Annotated in this window: 16 protein-coding genes; 11 read left to right on the top strand and 5 right to left on the bottom strand. The window is 65.2% G+C overall.

The genetic code is table 11. The annotated features are described in order from the left end of the window. Positions 1-60: 60 nt before the first annotated feature. From AC5WJ1_RS14525 to AC5WJ1_RS14495, 7 genes are all read left to right on the top strand, one after another. Positions 61-621 carry a PAAR domain-containing protein gene (locus AC5WJ1_RS14525; RefSeq protein ID WP_135705952.1) on the top strand — a complete coding sequence of 187 codons (561 nt, stop codon included), beginning with the start codon at positions 61-63 and terminating at the stop codon, positions 619-621. Further along, a complete protein-coding gene (locus tag AC5WJ1_RS14520; protein ID WP_434033387.1) occupies positions 618-1,259 on the top strand; it encodes a hypothetical protein in 642 nt (213 codons plus the stop codon). Before AC5WJ1_RS14525 ends, AC5WJ1_RS14520 begins: the two co-directional genes overlap by 4 nt. Then, entirely contained in the window at positions 1,256-1,801 is a 546-nt protein-coding gene (locus tag AC5WJ1_RS14515) for a hypothetical protein (protein ID WP_240745899.1), read from the top strand. The genes AC5WJ1_RS14520 and AC5WJ1_RS14515 overlap by 4 nt, the downstream gene beginning before the upstream one ends. 277 nt (positions 1,802-2,078) lie before the next feature. Then, positions 2,079-3,017, top strand: a complete 939-nt coding sequence (locus AC5WJ1_RS14510) for a LysR family transcriptional regulator (RefSeq protein WP_135705950.1) — start codon at positions 2,079-2,081, stop codon at positions 3,015-3,017. Positions 3,018-3,083: 66 nt separating this feature from the next. Continuing rightward, positions 3,084-4,052, top strand: coding sequence for a Bug family tripartite tricarboxylate transporter substrate binding protein (locus tag AC5WJ1_RS14505; RefSeq protein ID WP_434033388.1), 969 nt, complete (start codon positions 3,084-3,086; stop codon positions 4,050-4,052). A gap of 59 nt (positions 4,053-4,111) precedes the next feature. After that, positions 4,112-5,347 (top strand): CaiB/BaiF CoA transferase family protein, encoded by a 1,236-nt coding sequence (locus AC5WJ1_RS14500; RefSeq protein WP_195431195.1) that lies wholly within the window; start codon positions 4,112-4,114, stop codon positions 5,345-5,347. Further along, positions 5,344-6,189 (top strand): enoyl-CoA hydratase/isomerase family protein, encoded by an 846-nt coding sequence (locus AC5WJ1_RS14495; protein ID WP_494476183.1) that lies wholly within the window; start codon positions 5,344-5,346, stop codon positions 6,187-6,189. The genes AC5WJ1_RS14500 and AC5WJ1_RS14495 overlap by 4 nt, the downstream gene beginning before the upstream one ends. Positions 6,190-6,292: 103 nt before the next feature. Here the strand turns inward: AC5WJ1_RS14495 and AC5WJ1_RS14490 are convergent, their stop codons facing one another. The 4 genes from AC5WJ1_RS14490 to AC5WJ1_RS14475 all read right to left on the bottom strand — a co-directional run bounded on the left by AC5WJ1_RS14490 (position 6,293) and on the right by AC5WJ1_RS14475 (position 10,102). Further along, positions 6,293-6,796 carry a GNAT family N-acetyltransferase gene (locus AC5WJ1_RS14490; RefSeq protein WP_133092365.1) on the bottom strand — a complete coding sequence of 168 codons (504 nt, stop codon included), beginning with the start codon at positions 6,794-6,796 and terminating at the stop codon, positions 6,293-6,295. A 130-nt stretch (positions 6,797-6,926) separates the two neighbouring features. Next, on the bottom strand, positions 6,927-8,099 hold the full coding sequence (locus AC5WJ1_RS14485) for an acyl-CoA dehydrogenase family protein (protein WP_135705946.1): 1,173 nt from the start codon (positions 8,097-8,099) through the stop codon (positions 6,927-6,929). 66 nt (positions 8,100-8,165) lie between these two features. Continuing rightward, positions 8,166-9,095, bottom strand: a complete 930-nt coding sequence (locus AC5WJ1_RS14480) for a Bug family tripartite tricarboxylate transporter substrate binding protein (protein ID WP_494476182.1) — start codon at positions 9,093-9,095, stop codon at positions 8,166-8,168. A 200-nt stretch (positions 9,096-9,295) separates the two neighbouring features. Then, complete coding sequence (locus AC5WJ1_RS14475) at positions 9,296-10,102, bottom strand: IclR family transcriptional regulator (RefSeq protein WP_133092362.1); 807 nt, start codon at positions 10,100-10,102, stop codon at positions 9,296-9,298. A gap of 270 nt (positions 10,103-10,372) precedes the next feature. On the opposite strand from AC5WJ1_RS14475, the gene AC5WJ1_RS14470 reads away from it, so the two are divergent. Continuing rightward, complete coding sequence (locus AC5WJ1_RS14470) at positions 10,373-11,530, top strand: CaiB/BaiF CoA transferase family protein (RefSeq protein WP_494476542.1); 1,158 nt, start codon at positions 10,373-10,375, stop codon at positions 11,528-11,530. A 218-nt stretch (positions 11,531-11,748) separates the two neighbouring features. Next, on the top strand, positions 11,749-12,270 hold the full coding sequence (locus tag AC5WJ1_RS14465) for a DNA-binding protein (RefSeq protein ID WP_434033391.1): 522 nt from the start codon (positions 11,749-11,751) through the stop codon (positions 12,268-12,270). A gap of 104 nt (positions 12,271-12,374) precedes the next feature. Here the strand turns inward: AC5WJ1_RS14465 and AC5WJ1_RS14460 are convergent, their stop codons facing one another. Next, positions 12,375-13,385 (bottom strand): Bug family tripartite tricarboxylate transporter substrate binding protein, encoded by a 1,011-nt coding sequence (locus tag AC5WJ1_RS14460; RefSeq protein WP_135705942.1) that lies wholly within the window; start codon positions 13,383-13,385, stop codon positions 12,375-12,377. Between the two features lie 276 nt (positions 13,386-13,661). Between AC5WJ1_RS14460 and AC5WJ1_RS14455 the strand changes: the two genes are divergently transcribed. After that, positions 13,662-14,963: a formylglycine-generating enzyme family protein gene (locus AC5WJ1_RS14455; RefSeq protein ID WP_494476181.1), complete on the top strand. Its 1,302-nt coding sequence runs from the start codon at positions 13,662-13,664 to the stop codon at positions 14,961-14,963. Positions 14,964-15,000: 37 nt separating this feature from the next. Next, positions 15,001-16,101 (top strand): HAD family hydrolase, encoded by a 1,101-nt coding sequence (locus tag AC5WJ1_RS14450; RefSeq protein WP_494476180.1) that lies wholly within the window; start codon positions 15,001-15,003, stop codon positions 16,099-16,101. The last annotated feature ends 43 nt before the right edge of the window (positions 16,102-16,144 follow it).

Below are 16,144 nucleotides of genomic sequence, written 5' to 3'. Positions count from 1 at the left end.
TCCGCTACCAACCCAAAAAAGACGACGTCTTTTACGCCAACACCGCCATAAGGAGTTGTAATGCCTGATATTCGCTATGCTCTGCTAGATGGGGACAAGACCAACGCAAACGGTGTACTCATCGCCACCGGCGAGAGCATGTTCCATCACGGTGTGAAGGTGGGTGTCGAAGGCGACTATGCAACCTGTCTGGCCTGCAAGGCTGGCGGGCCTGTGATGAACGACTGTTACCCTGCCTTTGATCTGCGTGGGAAACAAATATTGGTGAGCGGCGCGCGCGTCTATTGCAAGTGCCCGACCAACCCGATAGTCATCCACTCCCAGACCAATTTCACCATAGAAGTAAACCGGATGGGGCACTATGCGCCGCCACTCTCATCGGGGCCAAGCTCCAGCGTAGTATCGGCAAGTCACGATACGCAAATCATTGAGCAATACTACGAGCTTGTTGATGCCGAGACCGGCGCGGGGGAGGAAGGTTATCGCTATGACCTATTTGTTGAGGGGCAGCGGATTAGCCAGGATACCCCGTTTGGCAGCGGAGCAACCCCGACGGTGCGCGGTGGCGTGTCCATGGAAATCGTCATGTGGCTGGACAAGGCAAAGGAAACACGAGCATGACAGAAGTATCAAGATCGGCGTCGGCAAGTTCAGCTCTGTCTTCTGAGGAGCGTCTGTTGGCAGCTATCGCCTATGGCGAGTCGTCAACAAGGGACCTGTACGAAGAAATGGCCGCACTGGCAAGTGTGATGGTCCGTCAGATGAAAGCCAGGGGCTATTCCACCATCGATGCCTTTACATCGAAGGACAAGAATTTTTCATTTGTGAGAGCAGACGGCAACGCGCGCTACGCTAAGTTAATGAAGGCCACGGAGAAAGACATTGAAAAGAGCCCGCCTATGTCCGATGCAGTCAAGGCCGCACGAAATGCTTTCTCAGGAGGCGTAGACTTCTCGAATGGCGCGTATTTTTGGGATGGAGCAGACATAAAGTCTAACTACAAGCATCACGCGAAAGTAAAGTCCGGAATCCATATCACGGATCCTGTTCACAATATTTACGGAATCAGCGACTCAGGGAAGACGAAAATTCTGTACAAAACAGTCAAGAAGAAGGTAGGCGGACAGGTGAAGACTGTGCGGGAGGAGGTTGGACGCTACTCCTGGGTCTATGAATCCACCGCAGGCGTAGGCGGCACCATCTTCTGGCGTTATGGCCGGGATTGGGTGACAGTCACCCGTGCGAAGGAGTACAGATGATACGGCCCACCATTCTGGCTTTGCTTGTCGCACTTTCAGTTTCTGCACATGCCGAACTGGTGCCGGAGGCGGTCATCGATAGTTGCCTGCTATTTGACAAATCGACTGACGCTTCGGTTTCTATTGTCCCAATTGAAGGGGAGGCGCATCTGATTGATGATGTAACGGTACCCGGCCATCGGCTATTTATACCTGCCAGCGACAGAAACAGGCTTCGGATTGGCTATGCGACCAGCAAGCGCGGACTCAAGGATTATATCTTCGTAGGTACACATCGTGGCTACATCATGCGAGCGGTTGCGGTCGGCAAATTCCGGCCAGCAAGAGTTGAGGAACCGGGCCTTGCAGCTTTTGCATTGTTGCGCCAGCGTGGACTTCAATATGTGTGCCTGATGGAAAGCAACGGCAACGGCAGTGCGGCTTTTGTGAGATCGGCCTTTGTAGGCCGAATTCCACCCTCGAAAGGCTCCGCACTGAAACTGTTCTACAAGGTGGCAGACGTGAAGAAGTTCAATGCATTCGATGGCGCAGAGCGCTTTTGATGCGGACTTAGCTTCCATCGCTTCAGACAACAAGCTTAGATGTAAGGAGGATGGCGGGACGACACAACGATTACAGTCCGGCCTAGCCGCGAAGCGCATCAATCATCAGCGGCTGCCCCGGTCCCGCCCAAATACTCGTTCGAGGGTTGCATGGGAATCTGCAATTGCCGAGATCGCTTGAGCGGTGGAAAATCGGGCCGCCACGGCTCTTTTTTCGAAGGGCCCAACCCCAGCCCGGCAGCCTTTCTTCCGCAACGACGCAGCAGATGCGACCATCGTGACGTCCTCCGCCTCCTCTCGCCTTCCTCGGCTGCATTTCGACCTGACCACTGTCCAGCTCTTCATTGCCGTCGCCGACCTGGGCAGCATCACCCGCGGCGCCGAACGCCTCCATCTGGCTCCCGCCGCCGCCTCCCGCCGCATCCTCGAACTGGAAGCCCAACTAGGCGTCTCGCTGTTCGAGCGCCTTCCCCATGGGATGGCTTGCACTGAAGCCGGCCGCGCACTGTTAGCCCACGCCCGCGGCATCACCCACACCGTCCAGCGCATGCAGGACGACGCCGCCTCCTTCGTCGGCGGCGACCTGGGCGTGGTACGCGTTGCCGCCCCAAAGTCAGCAGTCATCCAGTTCCTCCCCTTCGACATCCAGCGCTGCGCCACCGACTGCCCCGGCGTCCGCATCGACCTCCAGGAAATGAACAGCCTGGAAGTCCAGCAATCCCTGCGCCGCGGCACCGTGGACATTGGCATCTACGAAGGCAGCCTGGGCGTCGTGGACCTGCCGACCGCGCTCTACCGGACCGACAAGCTGGTGCTGGTGGTGGCGCGCGGCCACGCGCTGGCCAAGCGCAAGCAGGTCACCTCGGAAGACGTGCTCGACTGCGACCTGATCGTCCTCGGCGAAAGCTCGGCCATCTCCATCGGCCTTGAACGTCTGGCCGAGGAAGCCGGCCGCGTGCTCCATATGCGGATGCGCGTCGGCGGCTTCGACAGCATCGCCGCACTGGTGGCCCAGAACCTGGGCGGCGGCGTGATGCCGGAGGCGATTGCGCGCGAGGTGGCAGGCGGTAGCCGCTTCGTGCGTTTGCCGATCGCGGAAGATTGGGCGCGACGCCAGTTCGTGCTATGCCACCGGCCCCATGGCGCACTTTCCTCCGCCGCGCTCAGCGTCCTGGAAGTGCTTGCGCAAAACGCGAAACCAGAATCCCCAAAATAGCGATAGCCCTTGGCGCGCGCATTGCGGAAGATGGCTCCATAACGATTAGTACTACGGAGACACGCAATGCAGCGCAGACAATTCATCCTGGCCGCAGCGGCCGGACTGGCGATGCCCGGCCTGGCGCGCGCCGCCGCTGACGTACAAGGGCCGGTGCGCATCGTAGTGGGGTTTGCCCCCGGTGGCGGCACGGATGTGCTGGCGCGCGTGATCGGGCAGAAGCTCGGGGTCATGTGGAATACCAGCGTGCTGGTGGAGAACAAGCCCGGCGCGACCGGCGCGATCGCCGCTGCCTATGTGGCCAAGCAACCGCCGGATGGCACCACGCTGCTGATGGCGCATGTCAACAGCCATGCGATCGCCCCGGCGCTGCTGGACGTCAAGTACGACCCCCGCGCTGATTTCACCCCGATTTCGATGGTGGGCGTCACGCCCAATATGCTCACCTGCCGTCCGGAACAGAAGATGCGCACCGTTTCGGACATCGTGGCGCTGTGCCGCAAGAACCCGGGCAAGATTTCCTTCGGCTCGTCCGGCATCGGCTCGGCGCAGCATCTGGCGCTGGAGATGTTCCGGATGCAGGCCAGGATCGACGTGGTGCACGTCCCGTACAAGGGCTCGGGCCCGCTGGTGGCGGACCTGATGGGCGGCCAGATCGACTATGCGTTCGACACGATGACCGCCGCCACGCCCTTTATCCAGCAGGGCAAGGTGATCGCAATCGCGCAGACCCGGCTCAAGCGCGCGGCCAGCCATCCCAATGTGCCGACGCTGGCGGAGTCGGGCTTCCCCGGCCTGGACGCTGCGTCGTGGTACGGCCTGGTGGGGCCGAAGGGCATGCCGCCGGCGCTGGTGCAGCGCATGAACGCGGACGTCAACCGCGTGCTGGCGATGCCCGATGTGGCCGAGCGCCTCAAGAGCTTTGGCGCCGAGGACTCCGGCGGCACGAACCAGCAGTTCGGCGCCTTCATCGCGTCCGAGTCTACCAAGTGGGCCAAGGTCGTGAAGGACGCCGGCGTGAAGGCCGAGAGCTGATGGCGCGGAGCCGCCGCGCCCACATCCGCCGACTTGTCGAATTTCCCAGGAAGCACCCGATGACCGATTTCACCGATTCCGGCGCGCAAGCGCCTGCCACCAAACTGCCGCTGTCCGGCGTGCGCGTGCTCGACGTCAGCCAGGTCATGGCCGGGCCCTACGCGTGCATGCTGCTGGCCGACCTCGGCGCCGACGTGATCAAGATCGAACCGCCAGAAGGCGGTGACCAGACGCGCGGGGCGATGGGGTTCAAGATGAAGGGCCCGGACAGCATGGGCTTCCTCAACATGAACCGCAACAAGCGCAGTGTCACGCTGGACCTGAAGACCGAGTCGGGCCGGGAGGTGCTCTATCGCATGGCGGAATCGGCCGACATCCTGGTGGAGAACTACCGCCCCGGCGTGATGAAGCGCCTGGGGATCGACTACGAGACGCTCAGCAAGATCAATCCGAAGCTGGTCTATTGCAGCATCTCGGGCTTCGGCCAGAGCGGGCCGTGGGCCGGCCGGCCGGGCTTCGACCTGATGGCGCAGGCGATGTCGGGCGTGATGAGCGTCACCGGCTACCCGGGCGGCGCGCCGGTGAAGGCGGGCGTGCCGGTGGCCGATATCGGCTGCGCGCTGTTCGCGACCTACGGCATGCTGTCGGCCTATATCGGCGCCAAGGAGACGGGGAAGGGGCAGTATGTCGACGCGTCGCTGTTCGACTCGGCGCTGGCGTTCTCGGTGTGGGACACCTGCGAGTACTGGGGCACGGGCCGCGAGCCCGAGCCGCTTGGCACGGCCAACCGCATGAGCGCGCCCTACCAGGCGATGAAGGCCGCCGACGGCTACTTTGTGATGGGAGCTACCAACCAGAAGCTGTGGCAGCTTCTGTGCAACACGCTCGACCGGCAGGACCTGCTGGCGGATGAGCGCTTTGCCACCGTGGCGCTGCGGCTGGCCAACCGGCAGGCACTGATCACGGCACTGGAAGAGAGCTTCGCCAGGCAGGGCGCCGACTACTGGATCGAACAGCTGCTGGAAGTCGGCATCCCTGCCGGGCCGATCCTGACCTACCCGCAAGCTTTCGACAGCGAGCATGGCCGTCACCGCCAGATGCGTATCGAGATCGATCACCCGATCGAGGGCAAGGTGCCCAATATCGGCTTCGCGGTGAAGATGGGCGGCACGCCGCAGCAGGTACGCCGTCCGCCGCCGCTGCTGGGCCAGCATACGGAAGAAATCCTGGCCGAGCTGGGGCTGTCGAAGGACGAACAGCAGTCGCTGGCCGCGGCCGGCGCGTTCGGCGCATGAGCGCCGCGCAGCCGCGGGGAGGCGGTCAATCCGGGGCGAGCCAGCGTGAAGGCGGTGCTGGCAGCGACGGGCAAGTCCGGCTGACGGTGCAGGGGCAGGTCGCGACGCTGACGTTCGACCGCCCGGCCGCGCGCAACGCGATGACGTGGGCGATGTACGAGCAACTCGCCACTCACTGCCGCGCGCTCGCGGCGGATGGCAGCGCGGGCGTGCGCGTGGTAGTGCTGCGCGGGGAGGGCGGGGAGGCCTTTGTCGCGGGCACTGATATCGCGCAGTTCCGGCAATTCTCGAATGGCGATGACGGGGTGGCCTACGAAGCGCGCATCGACGAGGGCATCCGCCTGGTCGAACAGCTGCCGATGCCGACCGTTGCCGTGATCGAGGGCTGGGCGGTGGGCGGCGGGCTTGCCATCGCGACCGCCTGTGATTTCCGCGTGGCGACGTCCAAGGCCCGCTTCGGCGTGCCGATCGCCAAGACCCTCGGCAACACGCTGTCGGCGCTGAACCTCGCCAAGCTGCGCGCGGCGTGGGGCTTGCAGCCGGTGCGGCGCATGCTGCTGCTGGCGCAGATCCTGGACGCCGATGCCGCATTGGCGTGCGGATTCCTGGAAGGCGTCTATGCTGCCGAGTCGCTGGAGAGCGAGGTCGCTGCGCTATGCAGCCGGCTTGCCGCGCTGGCGCCTGTTACGCAGACGGTCGTCAAGGAGGCCTTGCGGCGGCAGACCGTGGAGGCGGTGGCCGATACCGATGATCTCGTGCGCCTGTGCTACGGGAGCGAAGACTTCCGCGAAGGGGTGGAGGCGTTTGTAGGCCGGCGGCCGCCGGAGTGGAAGGGGCGTTAAGCGTGCAGGCTGGCCCGGCGCGAATGATGGTTCGCGCCGGGCCATTATCGTTTACCGTCAAGCGGCCTTCCTCGCCTCGGAAGCATCCGGCTGTGTGCGCGCATCACCGCGCTGGCACTTCATAAATCAGCCGCACATATTTCGGCGCAGGCTGGCTGTCCACTACCACGCCGCCCATCGCCTCCGGAATCCGCCGGCTTGCCCAATTCTCTTCCGCCACCGGATAGATGAACCGCGGCGGCTGCAAGGCAGCCATCGCCCAGTCTTTCACCGCCAGCACGGCCTCCATTCCATAGCCGTGGCCGTGGGCGTCTTCCCGGATCCAGATGCCGAATTCCGGCGCGGGCGTATCGGCATGATGCAGCCCGGCCAGTCCCAGGAATTGGCCGTCACTCGTGCGGCGGATGGTAAAGATAAAATCCGATCCGTCGTCCATGGCCGGCAGCCAGGCTTGCCAGACGTCACGGAATGCCGCCAGGGATGGGGCAGGTTCCCATTCCATGTAGCGTGCCAGGGTTGGCGTGATGCAAGGCCATACTTCGTCGGCATCGGCGCCGGAGAAGGGGATCAGGGCGAGGCGTGCCGAATGGATCGTTGGTGCGGACATGGCGTTCTCGATGGGAGATCAGGCACCTTCATTATTGCGCACAAGAATCCATTCGACCGGTACTACGCATTGCTTTGGGGGAATCAAGCGGCTGTCATTCGTTGACCGTACGCATGGGTGTACCTGGGCGTTACCCTGCCCGATCCAGCACTCCTTCCCGCGCCTGCATCGTCCGCTTTGCGATATTTAACTGGTGAATCTGTGTGGTCCCCTCATACAAGCGGAACAACCGCACATCGCGATAGAAGCGCTCCGCCACCGTACGCGCCATATACCCGCTGCCGCCAAAGATCTGCACCGCACGATCCGCCACGCGTCCGCACATTTCAGAGGCGAACAGCTTGCACATCGATGCCTCCATAGTCACGTCCTCGCCGTTGTCGCGGCGGCGGGCGGTTTCCAGTACCAGCGCGCGCGCGGCGTGGATGTCGGTGTTGCTGTCGGCAACCATTTGCTGCACCAGCTGGTAATCGGCGATCGGCTTGCCGAACTGGCGCCGCTGGCTCGCGTAGCGCACCATCTCGTCCACCAGGCGGATTGCAGGGCCGATGCACAGGCCGGCCAGGTTGATGCGCTGCTTGTTGAGCGCCTTCATCGCCGTCTTGAAGCCGACGCCAGGCTGGCCGCCGACGATGGCGGTGGCGGGCACGCGACAGTCCCGCAGGTAGACGTCGCCCACCGGGGAGCCGTGCTGGCCCATCTTGCGTTCCGGTTCGCCGGTGCTGATGCCGGGCGTGCCGCGTTCGACCAGGAAGGCGCTGATGCCGTGCGCGCCAGGGGTATCGGAGTCGGTGCGCGCGAAGACGGTGAACAGGTCGGCGATCGGTGCGTTGGTGATGAAGCATTTGCTGCCGTTCAGCACGTAATGGTCGCCCTCGCGCCGGGCCGATGTCAGCAGCGAGGTGGCGTCGGATCCGGCTTCGGGCTCGGTCAGCGCGAAGCAGCCGGTCAGCTCGCCCGATGCAAGCCGCGGCAGGTAGCGCGTCTTCTGCGCTTCGGTGCCGTCGACGACCAGCGACTCGGAGGCGATGCCGGTGTTGCCGCCGAAGCGCGCGCGGAAGACGGTCGCGGCCTGCGAAACTTCGATGTTGACGAGCGTCAGTTCTTCGGACGTCAGCCCCGCGCCGCCATAGGCCTCGGGGATGCTGTGTCCGAACAATCCGAGTTGTCGCATGGCGTCGACCACCGGTTCAGGGATGACGTCGTCGCGGTCGATGTCGGCTTCGAGCGGAATGCAGGTGTTGAGGACGAACTGGCGGAGGTCGGCAAGCAGGGCTTGCATGCGGGCGGCGTCGCGGATCATGGGAGCGTCAGGTGGGTAGGTGTCTGGGAAGGAGCGGGATGTGTCTTGCCGTGTGGACGACAGGCGCTACTGGGCGCTGATGCCGGCGGTCTTCAGCACGCGGGTCCACTTCTTCGACTCGCTGTCCAGGTAGCGGTCAAAGGCCGGTGCGGATTGCGGGGCTACGTCCATGCCGATGTCGGCCAAACGCTTGACCACGGCAGGATCGCTGACGGCCTGCGCCGCGGCGTCGGCGAGCTTGCGCACGACGGCGTCGGGGGTGGCGTGCGGCGCGACCAGTCCGAACCACGCGCCTACTTCATAGCCGGGCAGGCGCGCAACTTTGGCGACGGTGGGAATGTCCGGCAACGCCGCGGACCGCTTGGCGGAAGTCACCGCGAGTGCGCGCAGCTTGCCGCTCTGGACCTGCTGGCGGGCGATCGCCGCGGTCAGCGCCATCATCGACACGCGCGCGCCCAGCACGTCCGTCAGCGCCTCGGGCTGGCCCTTGTACGGCACATGCATCAGCTTGACCTCGGTCATTTGCGCGAGCAATTCGCCGGAGAGGTGGTTGGAGGTACCCAAGCCGGCGCTGGCGTAGGTCAGCGCACCGGGCTGGCTGCGCGCGGCGTCAAGCAGTTCAGGCAGGGTGCGCAGGCGCGACGATGCGGGGACCACGATCACGTTGGGCACCACGCCAAAGCCGGCAACCGCGCGGAAGTCGCGGGTGCCTTTCCAGTTGATCGCGCTGTTGAGCAGCGGCCCGACCACGTAGCTGGGACTGACGGCAAGCAGGTTATAGCCGTCAGGCGTGGCCTTGGCAGCGATGTCGGTGCCGATGGAGCCGCCCGCGCCGGTGCGGTTCTCGACGATGACAGGCTGGCGCAGCAGCAGGGCCATGCGCTCGGCGGTGACGCGGGTGACGGTGTCGACCACGCCGCCGGCCGAGAACGGCACGATGATGCGAATGGGGTGGGCGGGGAACCTGTCGGCACTGTCGGCGGCGCCAAGGGCCACGGCAGGCGCGAGCGCGGCGCAGCCTCACATGGCGGCCAGCAGGCGCCGGCGTGCTGTTTGAGAGGATTGCATCTTGTCTCCTGGTCTGGGATGTTCCCGTGGTTTCCCGATAAGGCCGCAATCTCGCCGGATCGCTTGGCGCCTCCTTGCTACAACCTCCGCGGCGTCGTCACCGCTTGTCGTCACTGCCTGGCATCACATCAACGCGCGCACGCCAGCTCGATCTGCCTGACGCCTTCGCGCAACTTCTGCGCGACCGTGCGCGCCAGCATGTCGTCACGGTCGCGCGCGGCGGCGACGGTGCAGTTCAGCGCGAACGGGTCTTCATGCAGCGATTGCCGGATCGGCACGGCTATCGCGTGGATGTCCGTTCGCCATTCGCCGCGGCTAAGGCAAAAGCCATGCGCCGCGTAGTGCGCCTGTTCCGCAATCCACATCGGCTGCTCCCGTTCGAAGCGCCCGGCATCTTCCACGCGCAGCCGGTTCAGCACCGCGGCGCGCTCTTCCGCCCCGCACGCCAGCAGCACGGCGCGGCCGATCGAGGTGGACAGCAAGGGCCGCGTACTCCCGATGTCGGGCTGGTACACGTTGCCCGGATCGACGCGGCAGCTGTCCACGTACACCACCGTCAGCCGCTCGCGCATCCCCAGGTTCACCGTGCACCCGGTTTCGCGGGCGATGGCTTCCATATATGGCCGCGCGATCTGGCGGATAGCCAGCCCGGCAAGCATCGGATACGCCAGCGCCAGCACGCCAGCGCCGAGCCGGTACTTCTGGTTGCCCGGCACCCGGCTCAGGAAGCCAAGCAGGCTGAGCGTGTACGTCAGGCGCGACACCGTTGCCTTGGGCAGTCCGGTCCGCGCCACGATGTCCTGGTTGCCCAGCACCGGGCTGCCCGGCGTGAACGCCCGCAGCACGTCCAGCCCGCGAGCCAGGTTGCTGGCGAACTGGCGATCGGTTGAGAGTTCGTCGGCGCTGGCAAGGCCGGGCAGTGGAGTGCGTTCCATGTCTGGCGGCGGTCTGTTGGCATTCATGCTCGGATCCGTGAGGGGGCTCGTCAATGTTGTAGCACGACGGTTCCGCACAGCGAAACCGTGCTTGCGCCCGGCGAGCGGGGCTGTCAGTTTGGATCGCAGCAACCTGCGCCCAACCCCAAAACGAAGAGACAGATCCCAATGCCGAACGCGTCACCCGACCACGCCGCCACGGCGGCAACGCCTTGCAACACCCACACCGACGCCAGCACCGGCCCGCTGGCGGGCGTGCGTATCCTGGACATGGCCACCGTGGTGGCGGCACCGTTCTCGGCCACGCTGTGCGGCGACATGGGCGCCGAAGTCGTCAAGCTGGAACTGCCCGATGGCAGCGATCCGCTGCGCTCGCTTGAACCCGTCACCGACGCGCACGCGCTGTACTGGAAAGTGACCAACCGCGGCAAGCGCGGTATCTCGCTGGACGTGCGCACGCCGCGCGGCAAGGAGATCTTCCTGAAGCTGCTGCCGCAGTTCGATGTCCTGGTCGAGAACTTCCGCACCGGCACGCTGGCGCGCTGGGGGCTGGATATCGAGACCCTGCGCGCGGCCAATCCCGGCCTGGTGGTATTGCGGCTGACCGGCTTCGGCCAGACCGGACCGTATGCGCAGCGGCCCGGGTTTGCGCGGATCTTTGAAGCGATGAGCGGGTTCACCAACCTGGCAGGCTCGCCGGAGAGCGGGCCGATGCACATGAACTACCCGGTCGGCGACATGGTCGCTGGCTTGTTCGGCGCCTTTGCCATCGCCACCGCCGTGGCGGAGCGGCGCGCGCGGCCGGACCTGCCTGGCCGCGAGATCGACCTGGCCGCCACTGAAGCACTGTTCCGGCTGCTGGAGCCGCTGGCGGTCGAGTACGAGCAACTGGGCCGCGTGCGCCAGCGCGCGGGCAATCGGACTACCTATGCGGCACCGTCGAATATGTACCGGACCTCGGACGATGTCTGGGTCTCGGTGGTGGCCTCGTCCGATGCCACCTTCCGCCGCCTGGCAGAGGCGATGGCTGCGCCGCAGCTCGCGTGCGCGGCCGACTACGCCACCAACGCCGGCCGCGTGCGTAATCTCGATGCGCTCGACGCGCAGATCGCGGCCTGGTTTGCTGCGCGGTCCTACGCGGACGCGGCGTCGGCGCTCGAGGCGTGCCAGGTGCCGTTCAGCAAGGTGTTCAGCATCGCCGACATTGTTGAAGATCCGCAGATGCGCGCGCGCGCGGCGATCATGCGCCTGCCGGATGCCGAGCTTGGGTCAGTGCCGGCGCCATGCGTGGTGCCGAGATTCTCCGGCTACGCACCGGCCGCGCCGCGCTGCGGTCCGGCCGTGGGCGAGCACAATGCGCTGGTCTATGGCGCGTTGGGACTGGGGGCGAGTGAGTTGCGCGCACTGAGGGAAGCGGGCGTGATCTGAATCGTTTCAGTTCTTGCCGACTGGTGCCGCCGAAAGAACTTAGCGTGCGCGAAGGACACACCGATTGCAGTGTCCTCTCAGTGCCGCTTTAAGTCCCTATTTCACACTCCTTCGATTCATAGGCTTTCGTCTGCGTTAGTTGTCAGTTGACAACTAACGCAGACGCACTTAATCTTGGAGACAGGACCACGGTTCAATCTGCAGAAGGCGAAGTAGCTATGGAATATTCTTTCACCCTCAGATATCAACTATCACCGGACGATAACAATCCCGATGCCCTGGTCGAACGCCTGTACGAGGCGGGATGTGACGACGTAATCGTCGGGACGGGCGTGGCGGGCCGGATTGCAGTCGCCTTTGACCGTGATGCGGAGTCCGCCATGGACGCCATCATGAGCGCGCTCGCCGACATAAAGCGTGCCATACCATCCGCAATGCTGATCGAAGCCGCGCCGGATCTGGTCGGCCTGACGGATATTGCCGATGCGATCGGAATGTCCCGCCAGAACATGCGCAAACTGATGATCGGCCATCCCGAGTCATTTCCGCCGCCGGTGCATGAAGGCGCCAGTTCGCTATGGCACCTGCGCGAGGTCTTGTTGTGGATGAGCAAAAACAGCTACGAGATAGAGCGGACACTGATTGAAACGGCATCCACGACCATGCAAGTCAATCTGGCAATGCGCGTCAGGGACGTGAGCCCTGCAATGGAGCGCCGGTTCCGGCCGTTGGTGGCCTGATCAGCGCTTCCGGTTGCCCCTGTCAGCGCACCACACCCCGCTGCGGCATGCCGTAGCCAGTTGGTGCGCTGGTTCCGCAATTACGGCGTCTGACGCATGCCAGCTCAATCCAGCCGGATGTTGTACTCCTTGATCACATTCCCCCAATAAGCCTGGTCGGCCTTCGCCACCGCCGCGAACGCCGCCGGGCGCGAAGTCTTGACGATCAGCCCCAGGTCGGCCATGCGTTGCCGGATATCGGCCGCGGCCATCACGGTCTCCACATCCGCGGAAATCTTCTCGACGATAGCCTGCGGCGTCCCGGCCGTGGTGAACAGGCCGAGCCAGGCCGGGCCGTCCAGCCCCTTGTAGCCGAGTTCCTGGAAGGTGGGCACGTCGGGCAGCATCGGCGCGCGCGTGTTGCCGGTCACGGCCAGCGGCTGCAGCTTGCCGCTGCGCGCATGCTGGCGCACGGTCATCGGCGACAGCGTACCCAGCGAGATCTGGCCCCCGATCAGGTCGGTGGCGATCGGCGCCTCGCCCTTGTACGGGACGTGCAGCAGCTCGACGCCGGCACCGGTCGTGAACACCTGCATATAGAGATGGGCGCCGGTGCCGATGCCATAAGTGCCGTAAGAAAGCTTGTTCGGCTGCGACTTGGCCAGGCTCACCACCTCGGGCAGCGTGCGTGGCATGGCGCTGTTGGCGGTCAGCACCAGGCTGGAGGTGCACAGCTGGCCGATGGCGGTCAGGTCGCGCAGCGGATCGAAGGGGGGCTTGGCCACCATGTAGGGCGTCTGCACCAGGCTGGGCAGCGCCAGCAGCAGCGTGTAGCCATCGGGCGCCGCCTTGGCCACCACGTCGGCGCCGATCATGCCGCCGACGCCGGGGCGGTTCTCGACGATGACCGGGCGCTGCCACAGCTTGCCGAGCGGTTCGCCAAGCGCGCGTGCCAGCACGTCAGTGGCGCCGCCCGGCGGGTAGGGCACGACCAGCCGCACCGGCCTCGACGGATAGTTCAATACGGCGGACTGGGCTGACTGGGCCCGGGCATGGCCAAGGCCAAGCGCCGAGGCCGTGGCGGCGAGGGAACCTGCACCCAGCCACTGCAGGGCTTTGCGTCGGTCAGCTTGCATGGTGTTTCCTCCTGGTTGTGACGTCCTGGTTGTCTTGTCGCGCCTTGCGCGCATGGCAAACGGCAGCGTACGGGCCGCTGCCGGCGCGGCACATCGGCGCTATGGACGAGACAGTGGGATGGTATTTACCCCGAGGAGCAAACGGCGATGACAGCGCTGCCGTGAAATCTTTCAACACACTCGGCAAGAAATCTAAATTCCTTTTCAGTAACCGTTCTGTGACGATACCCGCAGGTGCGCTATTGCACCTTTTTGTCTTTTGGCGGAGGACGTCCTATGGCAACCGGCAAGCGCAACGGGCTTCATTCGCAGGCCCCGGCGCACGGCGCAGCGCAAGCGCCGCCTGCCTCTGCTGCTGCGGCGCCGCATCGACGCCGCACGTTCCTGATTGCCGTGCTGGCCTGTGCCTGCATGGCGGCAGGCGCGGGCGGCAGCTGGTGGTACGCGCAGTCGCTCTCCGGCAAGGCGCCCGGGGTGGTGGAAGGCGACGGCAAGAGCGGTCCGCTCGGCATGGTCCGCATACCCGGCGGCGAATTCCTGATGGGCAGCGACAGCAAGATGGCGCAGGCCAACGAGAAGCCGGCGCACAAGGTGCGCGTGCATGCGTTCTGGATGGACAAGCACCACGTCACCAACGGCGAGTTCCGCAAGTTCGTCGAGGCCACGGGGTACGTCACCACGGCGGAGCGGGTGCCGGACTGGGAGACCCTGAAGGTACAGCTGCCCCCTGGCACGCCGCGTCCGCCCGACAGCGCGATGGTGGCCGGCGGCATGGTCTTTGTCGGCACGCCGCGTCCGGTGCCGCTGCGGGACTATTCGCGCTGGTGGCGCTATGTGCCCGGCGCCGACTGGCGTCATCCGGGAGGTCCCGGTACCTCGATCGAAGGCAAGGACGACCATCCGGTGGTGCAGGTGTCGTACGAAGACGCCCAGGCCTATGCCAAATGGGTCGGCAAGCGCCTGCCTACCGAGGCCGAGTGGGAATTTGCCGCGCGTGGCGGGCTGGAGCAGGCCACCTACGCATGGGGCGACCAGTTCGCGCCCGCCGGCAAGCAGATGGCCAACGTCTGGCAGGGCCAGCAGAACCAGCCGTTCCCGGTTGTTAGCCCGGCAGTCAGCCCGGCAGTGAGCCAGGTAGTCAGCCCGAAGGCCGGTGGCGCGCTGGGCACCAGCCCGGTCGGCACGTTCCCGCCCAACGGCTACGGACTGTCCGACATGACCGGCAATGCCTGGCAATGGGTCGCCGACTGGTACCGCGCCGACCAGTTCCGGCGCGAAGCCGGCAAGGCGCAGCCGATCGAGAACCCGGCCGGCCCCCTGGCCTCATGGGATCCCAGCGAGCCTGGCGTACCGGTCAACGCGCCCAAGCGCGTGACGCGCGGCGGCTCGTTCCTGTGCAACGAAGACTACTGCCTGAGCTACCGCCCCAGCGCTCGGCGCGGGACGGATCCTTTCAACAGCATGTCGCACCTTGGCTTCCGGCTCGTGATGGACGACAGCCGCTGGGCCGAAATGCGCCGCAACGCGCCCCATCTGCCGCTGGCGATGGGCGGACAGCCGCAGCCGGCGTCACGCTGATGCCGGAGCGGTGCGACACGACACAGGAGCAAGTGCCATGAGCATGCCTGCCAACAGCGCCTTGCGCGCAAGCGCATCGCGCAAGACGATCGCCGCACTATGCGCCGTGCTGGCGCTTGCGGGCCTGCAGCTTTCCGGCTGTACCGCGCCCGCCGGACCCGCGGCCCCCGCGGCACAGGCCACTGCCGTCCAGGCGCAGCCCGCCGCACAGCCCGCGGAACAAGCGCTGCCATCGTGGCGCGACGGCGCCGCGCGTCAGGCGCTGCTCAAGTTCGTGGCCGACGTGACGCGCCCGGGCTCGCCCACCTTCGTGCCACCCGAGGCGCGCGTGGCGGTGTTCGACAACGACGGCACGCTGTGGAGCGAGCAGCCGCTGTACTTCCAGTTCTTCTTCCTGCTCGACCAGGTCAGGGCCGCCGCGCCGCAGCATCCCGAGTGGCGCAACAATGCCGCGTTCAAGGCGCTGATGGCCAACGACATGAACGCGCTGATGGCAAACCAGAAGCAGCTGCTCGGCTTGATCGCCACTGCCAACAGCGGCATGAGCGTGGACGAGTACGACCGCACCATCCGCGACTGGCTGTCCAGGGCGCGCCATCCCAGGTTCAAGCGGCCCTATACCGAGCTGGTCTACCAGCCGCAGCTGGAACTGCTGTCCTACCTGCGCGCTAACGGCTTCAAGACCTACATCGTCTCCGGCGGCACCATCGATTTCATGCGGCCGTGGAGCCAGCAGGTCTATGGCATCCCGCCCGAGCAGGTGATCGGCTCGTCGCAGGCGGTGCGCTACATGGTGCGCGACGGCAAGCCGGTGCTGGTGCGCGATCCCAAGCTCGACTTTATCGATGACGGCCCCGGCAAGCCGGTCGGCATCTACCGCCATATCGGCCGCCGGCCCATCCTCGCCGTCGGCAATTCCGACGGCGACCTGCAAATGCTCGAGTACACCGCCGGCGGCGACGGTCCGCGCATGGCGGTGCTGGTGCATCACGACGACGCCGAGCGGGAGTTCGCCTACGACCGCCAGTCCAAGGTGGGCAAGCTGGACAAGGCGCTGGATGCGGCGCGCTCGCGAGGCTGGACCGTGGTCAGCATGAAGCAGGACTGGCAGCAGATTTATCCGGCCGGCAAGCCATGAGCACGATGCGAGCAGCAGTGAACCGACCGTAACGGGTCAATGA

This window comes from Cupriavidus sp. MEYA8, assembly GCF_059278825.1.
The sequence above is the reverse complement of the archived record's forward strand: the minus strand, read 5'-3'. Positions and strand labels throughout refer to the sequence as shown.

Coding starts and splice junctions, on each gene's coding strand:
- AC5WJ1_RS14450 (WP_494476180.1), top strand. CDS start 15,001: ATGAGCATGCCTGCCAACAGCGCCTTGCGCGCAAGCGCATCGCGCAAG.
- AC5WJ1_RS14465 (WP_434033391.1), top strand. CDS start 11,749: ATGGAATATTCTTTCACCCTCAGATATCAACTATCACCGGACGATAAC.
- AC5WJ1_RS14500 (WP_195431195.1), top strand. CDS start 4,112: ATGACCGATTTCACCGATTCCGGCGCGCAAGCGCCTGCCACCAAACTG.
- AC5WJ1_RS14485 (WP_135705946.1), bottom strand. CDS start 8,099: ATGATCCGCGACGCCGCCCGCATGCAAGCCCTGCTTGCCGACCTCCGC.
- AC5WJ1_RS14470 (WP_494476542.1), top strand. CDS start 10,373: ATGGCCACCGTGGTGGCGGCACCGTTCTCGGCCACGCTGTGCGGCGAC.
- AC5WJ1_RS14525 (WP_135705952.1), top strand. CDS start 61: ATGCCTGATATTCGCTATGCTCTGCTAGATGGGGACAAGACCAACGCA.
- AC5WJ1_RS14515 (WP_240745899.1), top strand. CDS start 1,256: ATGATACGGCCCACCATTCTGGCTTTGCTTGTCGCACTTTCAGTTTCT.
- AC5WJ1_RS14490 (WP_133092365.1), bottom strand. CDS start 6,796: ATGTCCGCACCAACGATCCATTCGGCACGCCTCGCCCTGATCCCCTTC.
- AC5WJ1_RS14505 (WP_434033388.1), top strand. CDS start 3,084: ATGCAGCGCAGACAATTCATCCTGGCCGCAGCGGCCGGACTGGCGATG.
- AC5WJ1_RS14455 (WP_494476181.1), top strand. CDS start 13,662: ATGGCAACCGGCAAGCGCAACGGGCTTCATTCGCAGGCCCCGGCGCAC.
- AC5WJ1_RS14520 (WP_434033387.1), top strand. CDS start 618: ATGACAGAAGTATCAAGATCGGCGTCGGCAAGTTCAGCTCTGTCTTCT.
- AC5WJ1_RS14495 (WP_494476183.1), top strand. CDS start 5,344: ATGAGCGCCGCGCAGCCGCGGGGAGGCGGTCAATCCGGGGCGAGCCAG.
- AC5WJ1_RS14475 (WP_133092362.1), bottom strand. CDS start 10,102: ATGGAACGCACTCCACTGCCCGGCCTTGCCAGCGCCGACGAACTCTCA.
- AC5WJ1_RS14460 (WP_135705942.1), bottom strand. CDS start 13,385: ATGCAAGCTGACCGACGCAAAGCCCTGCAGTGGCTGGGTGCAGGTTCC.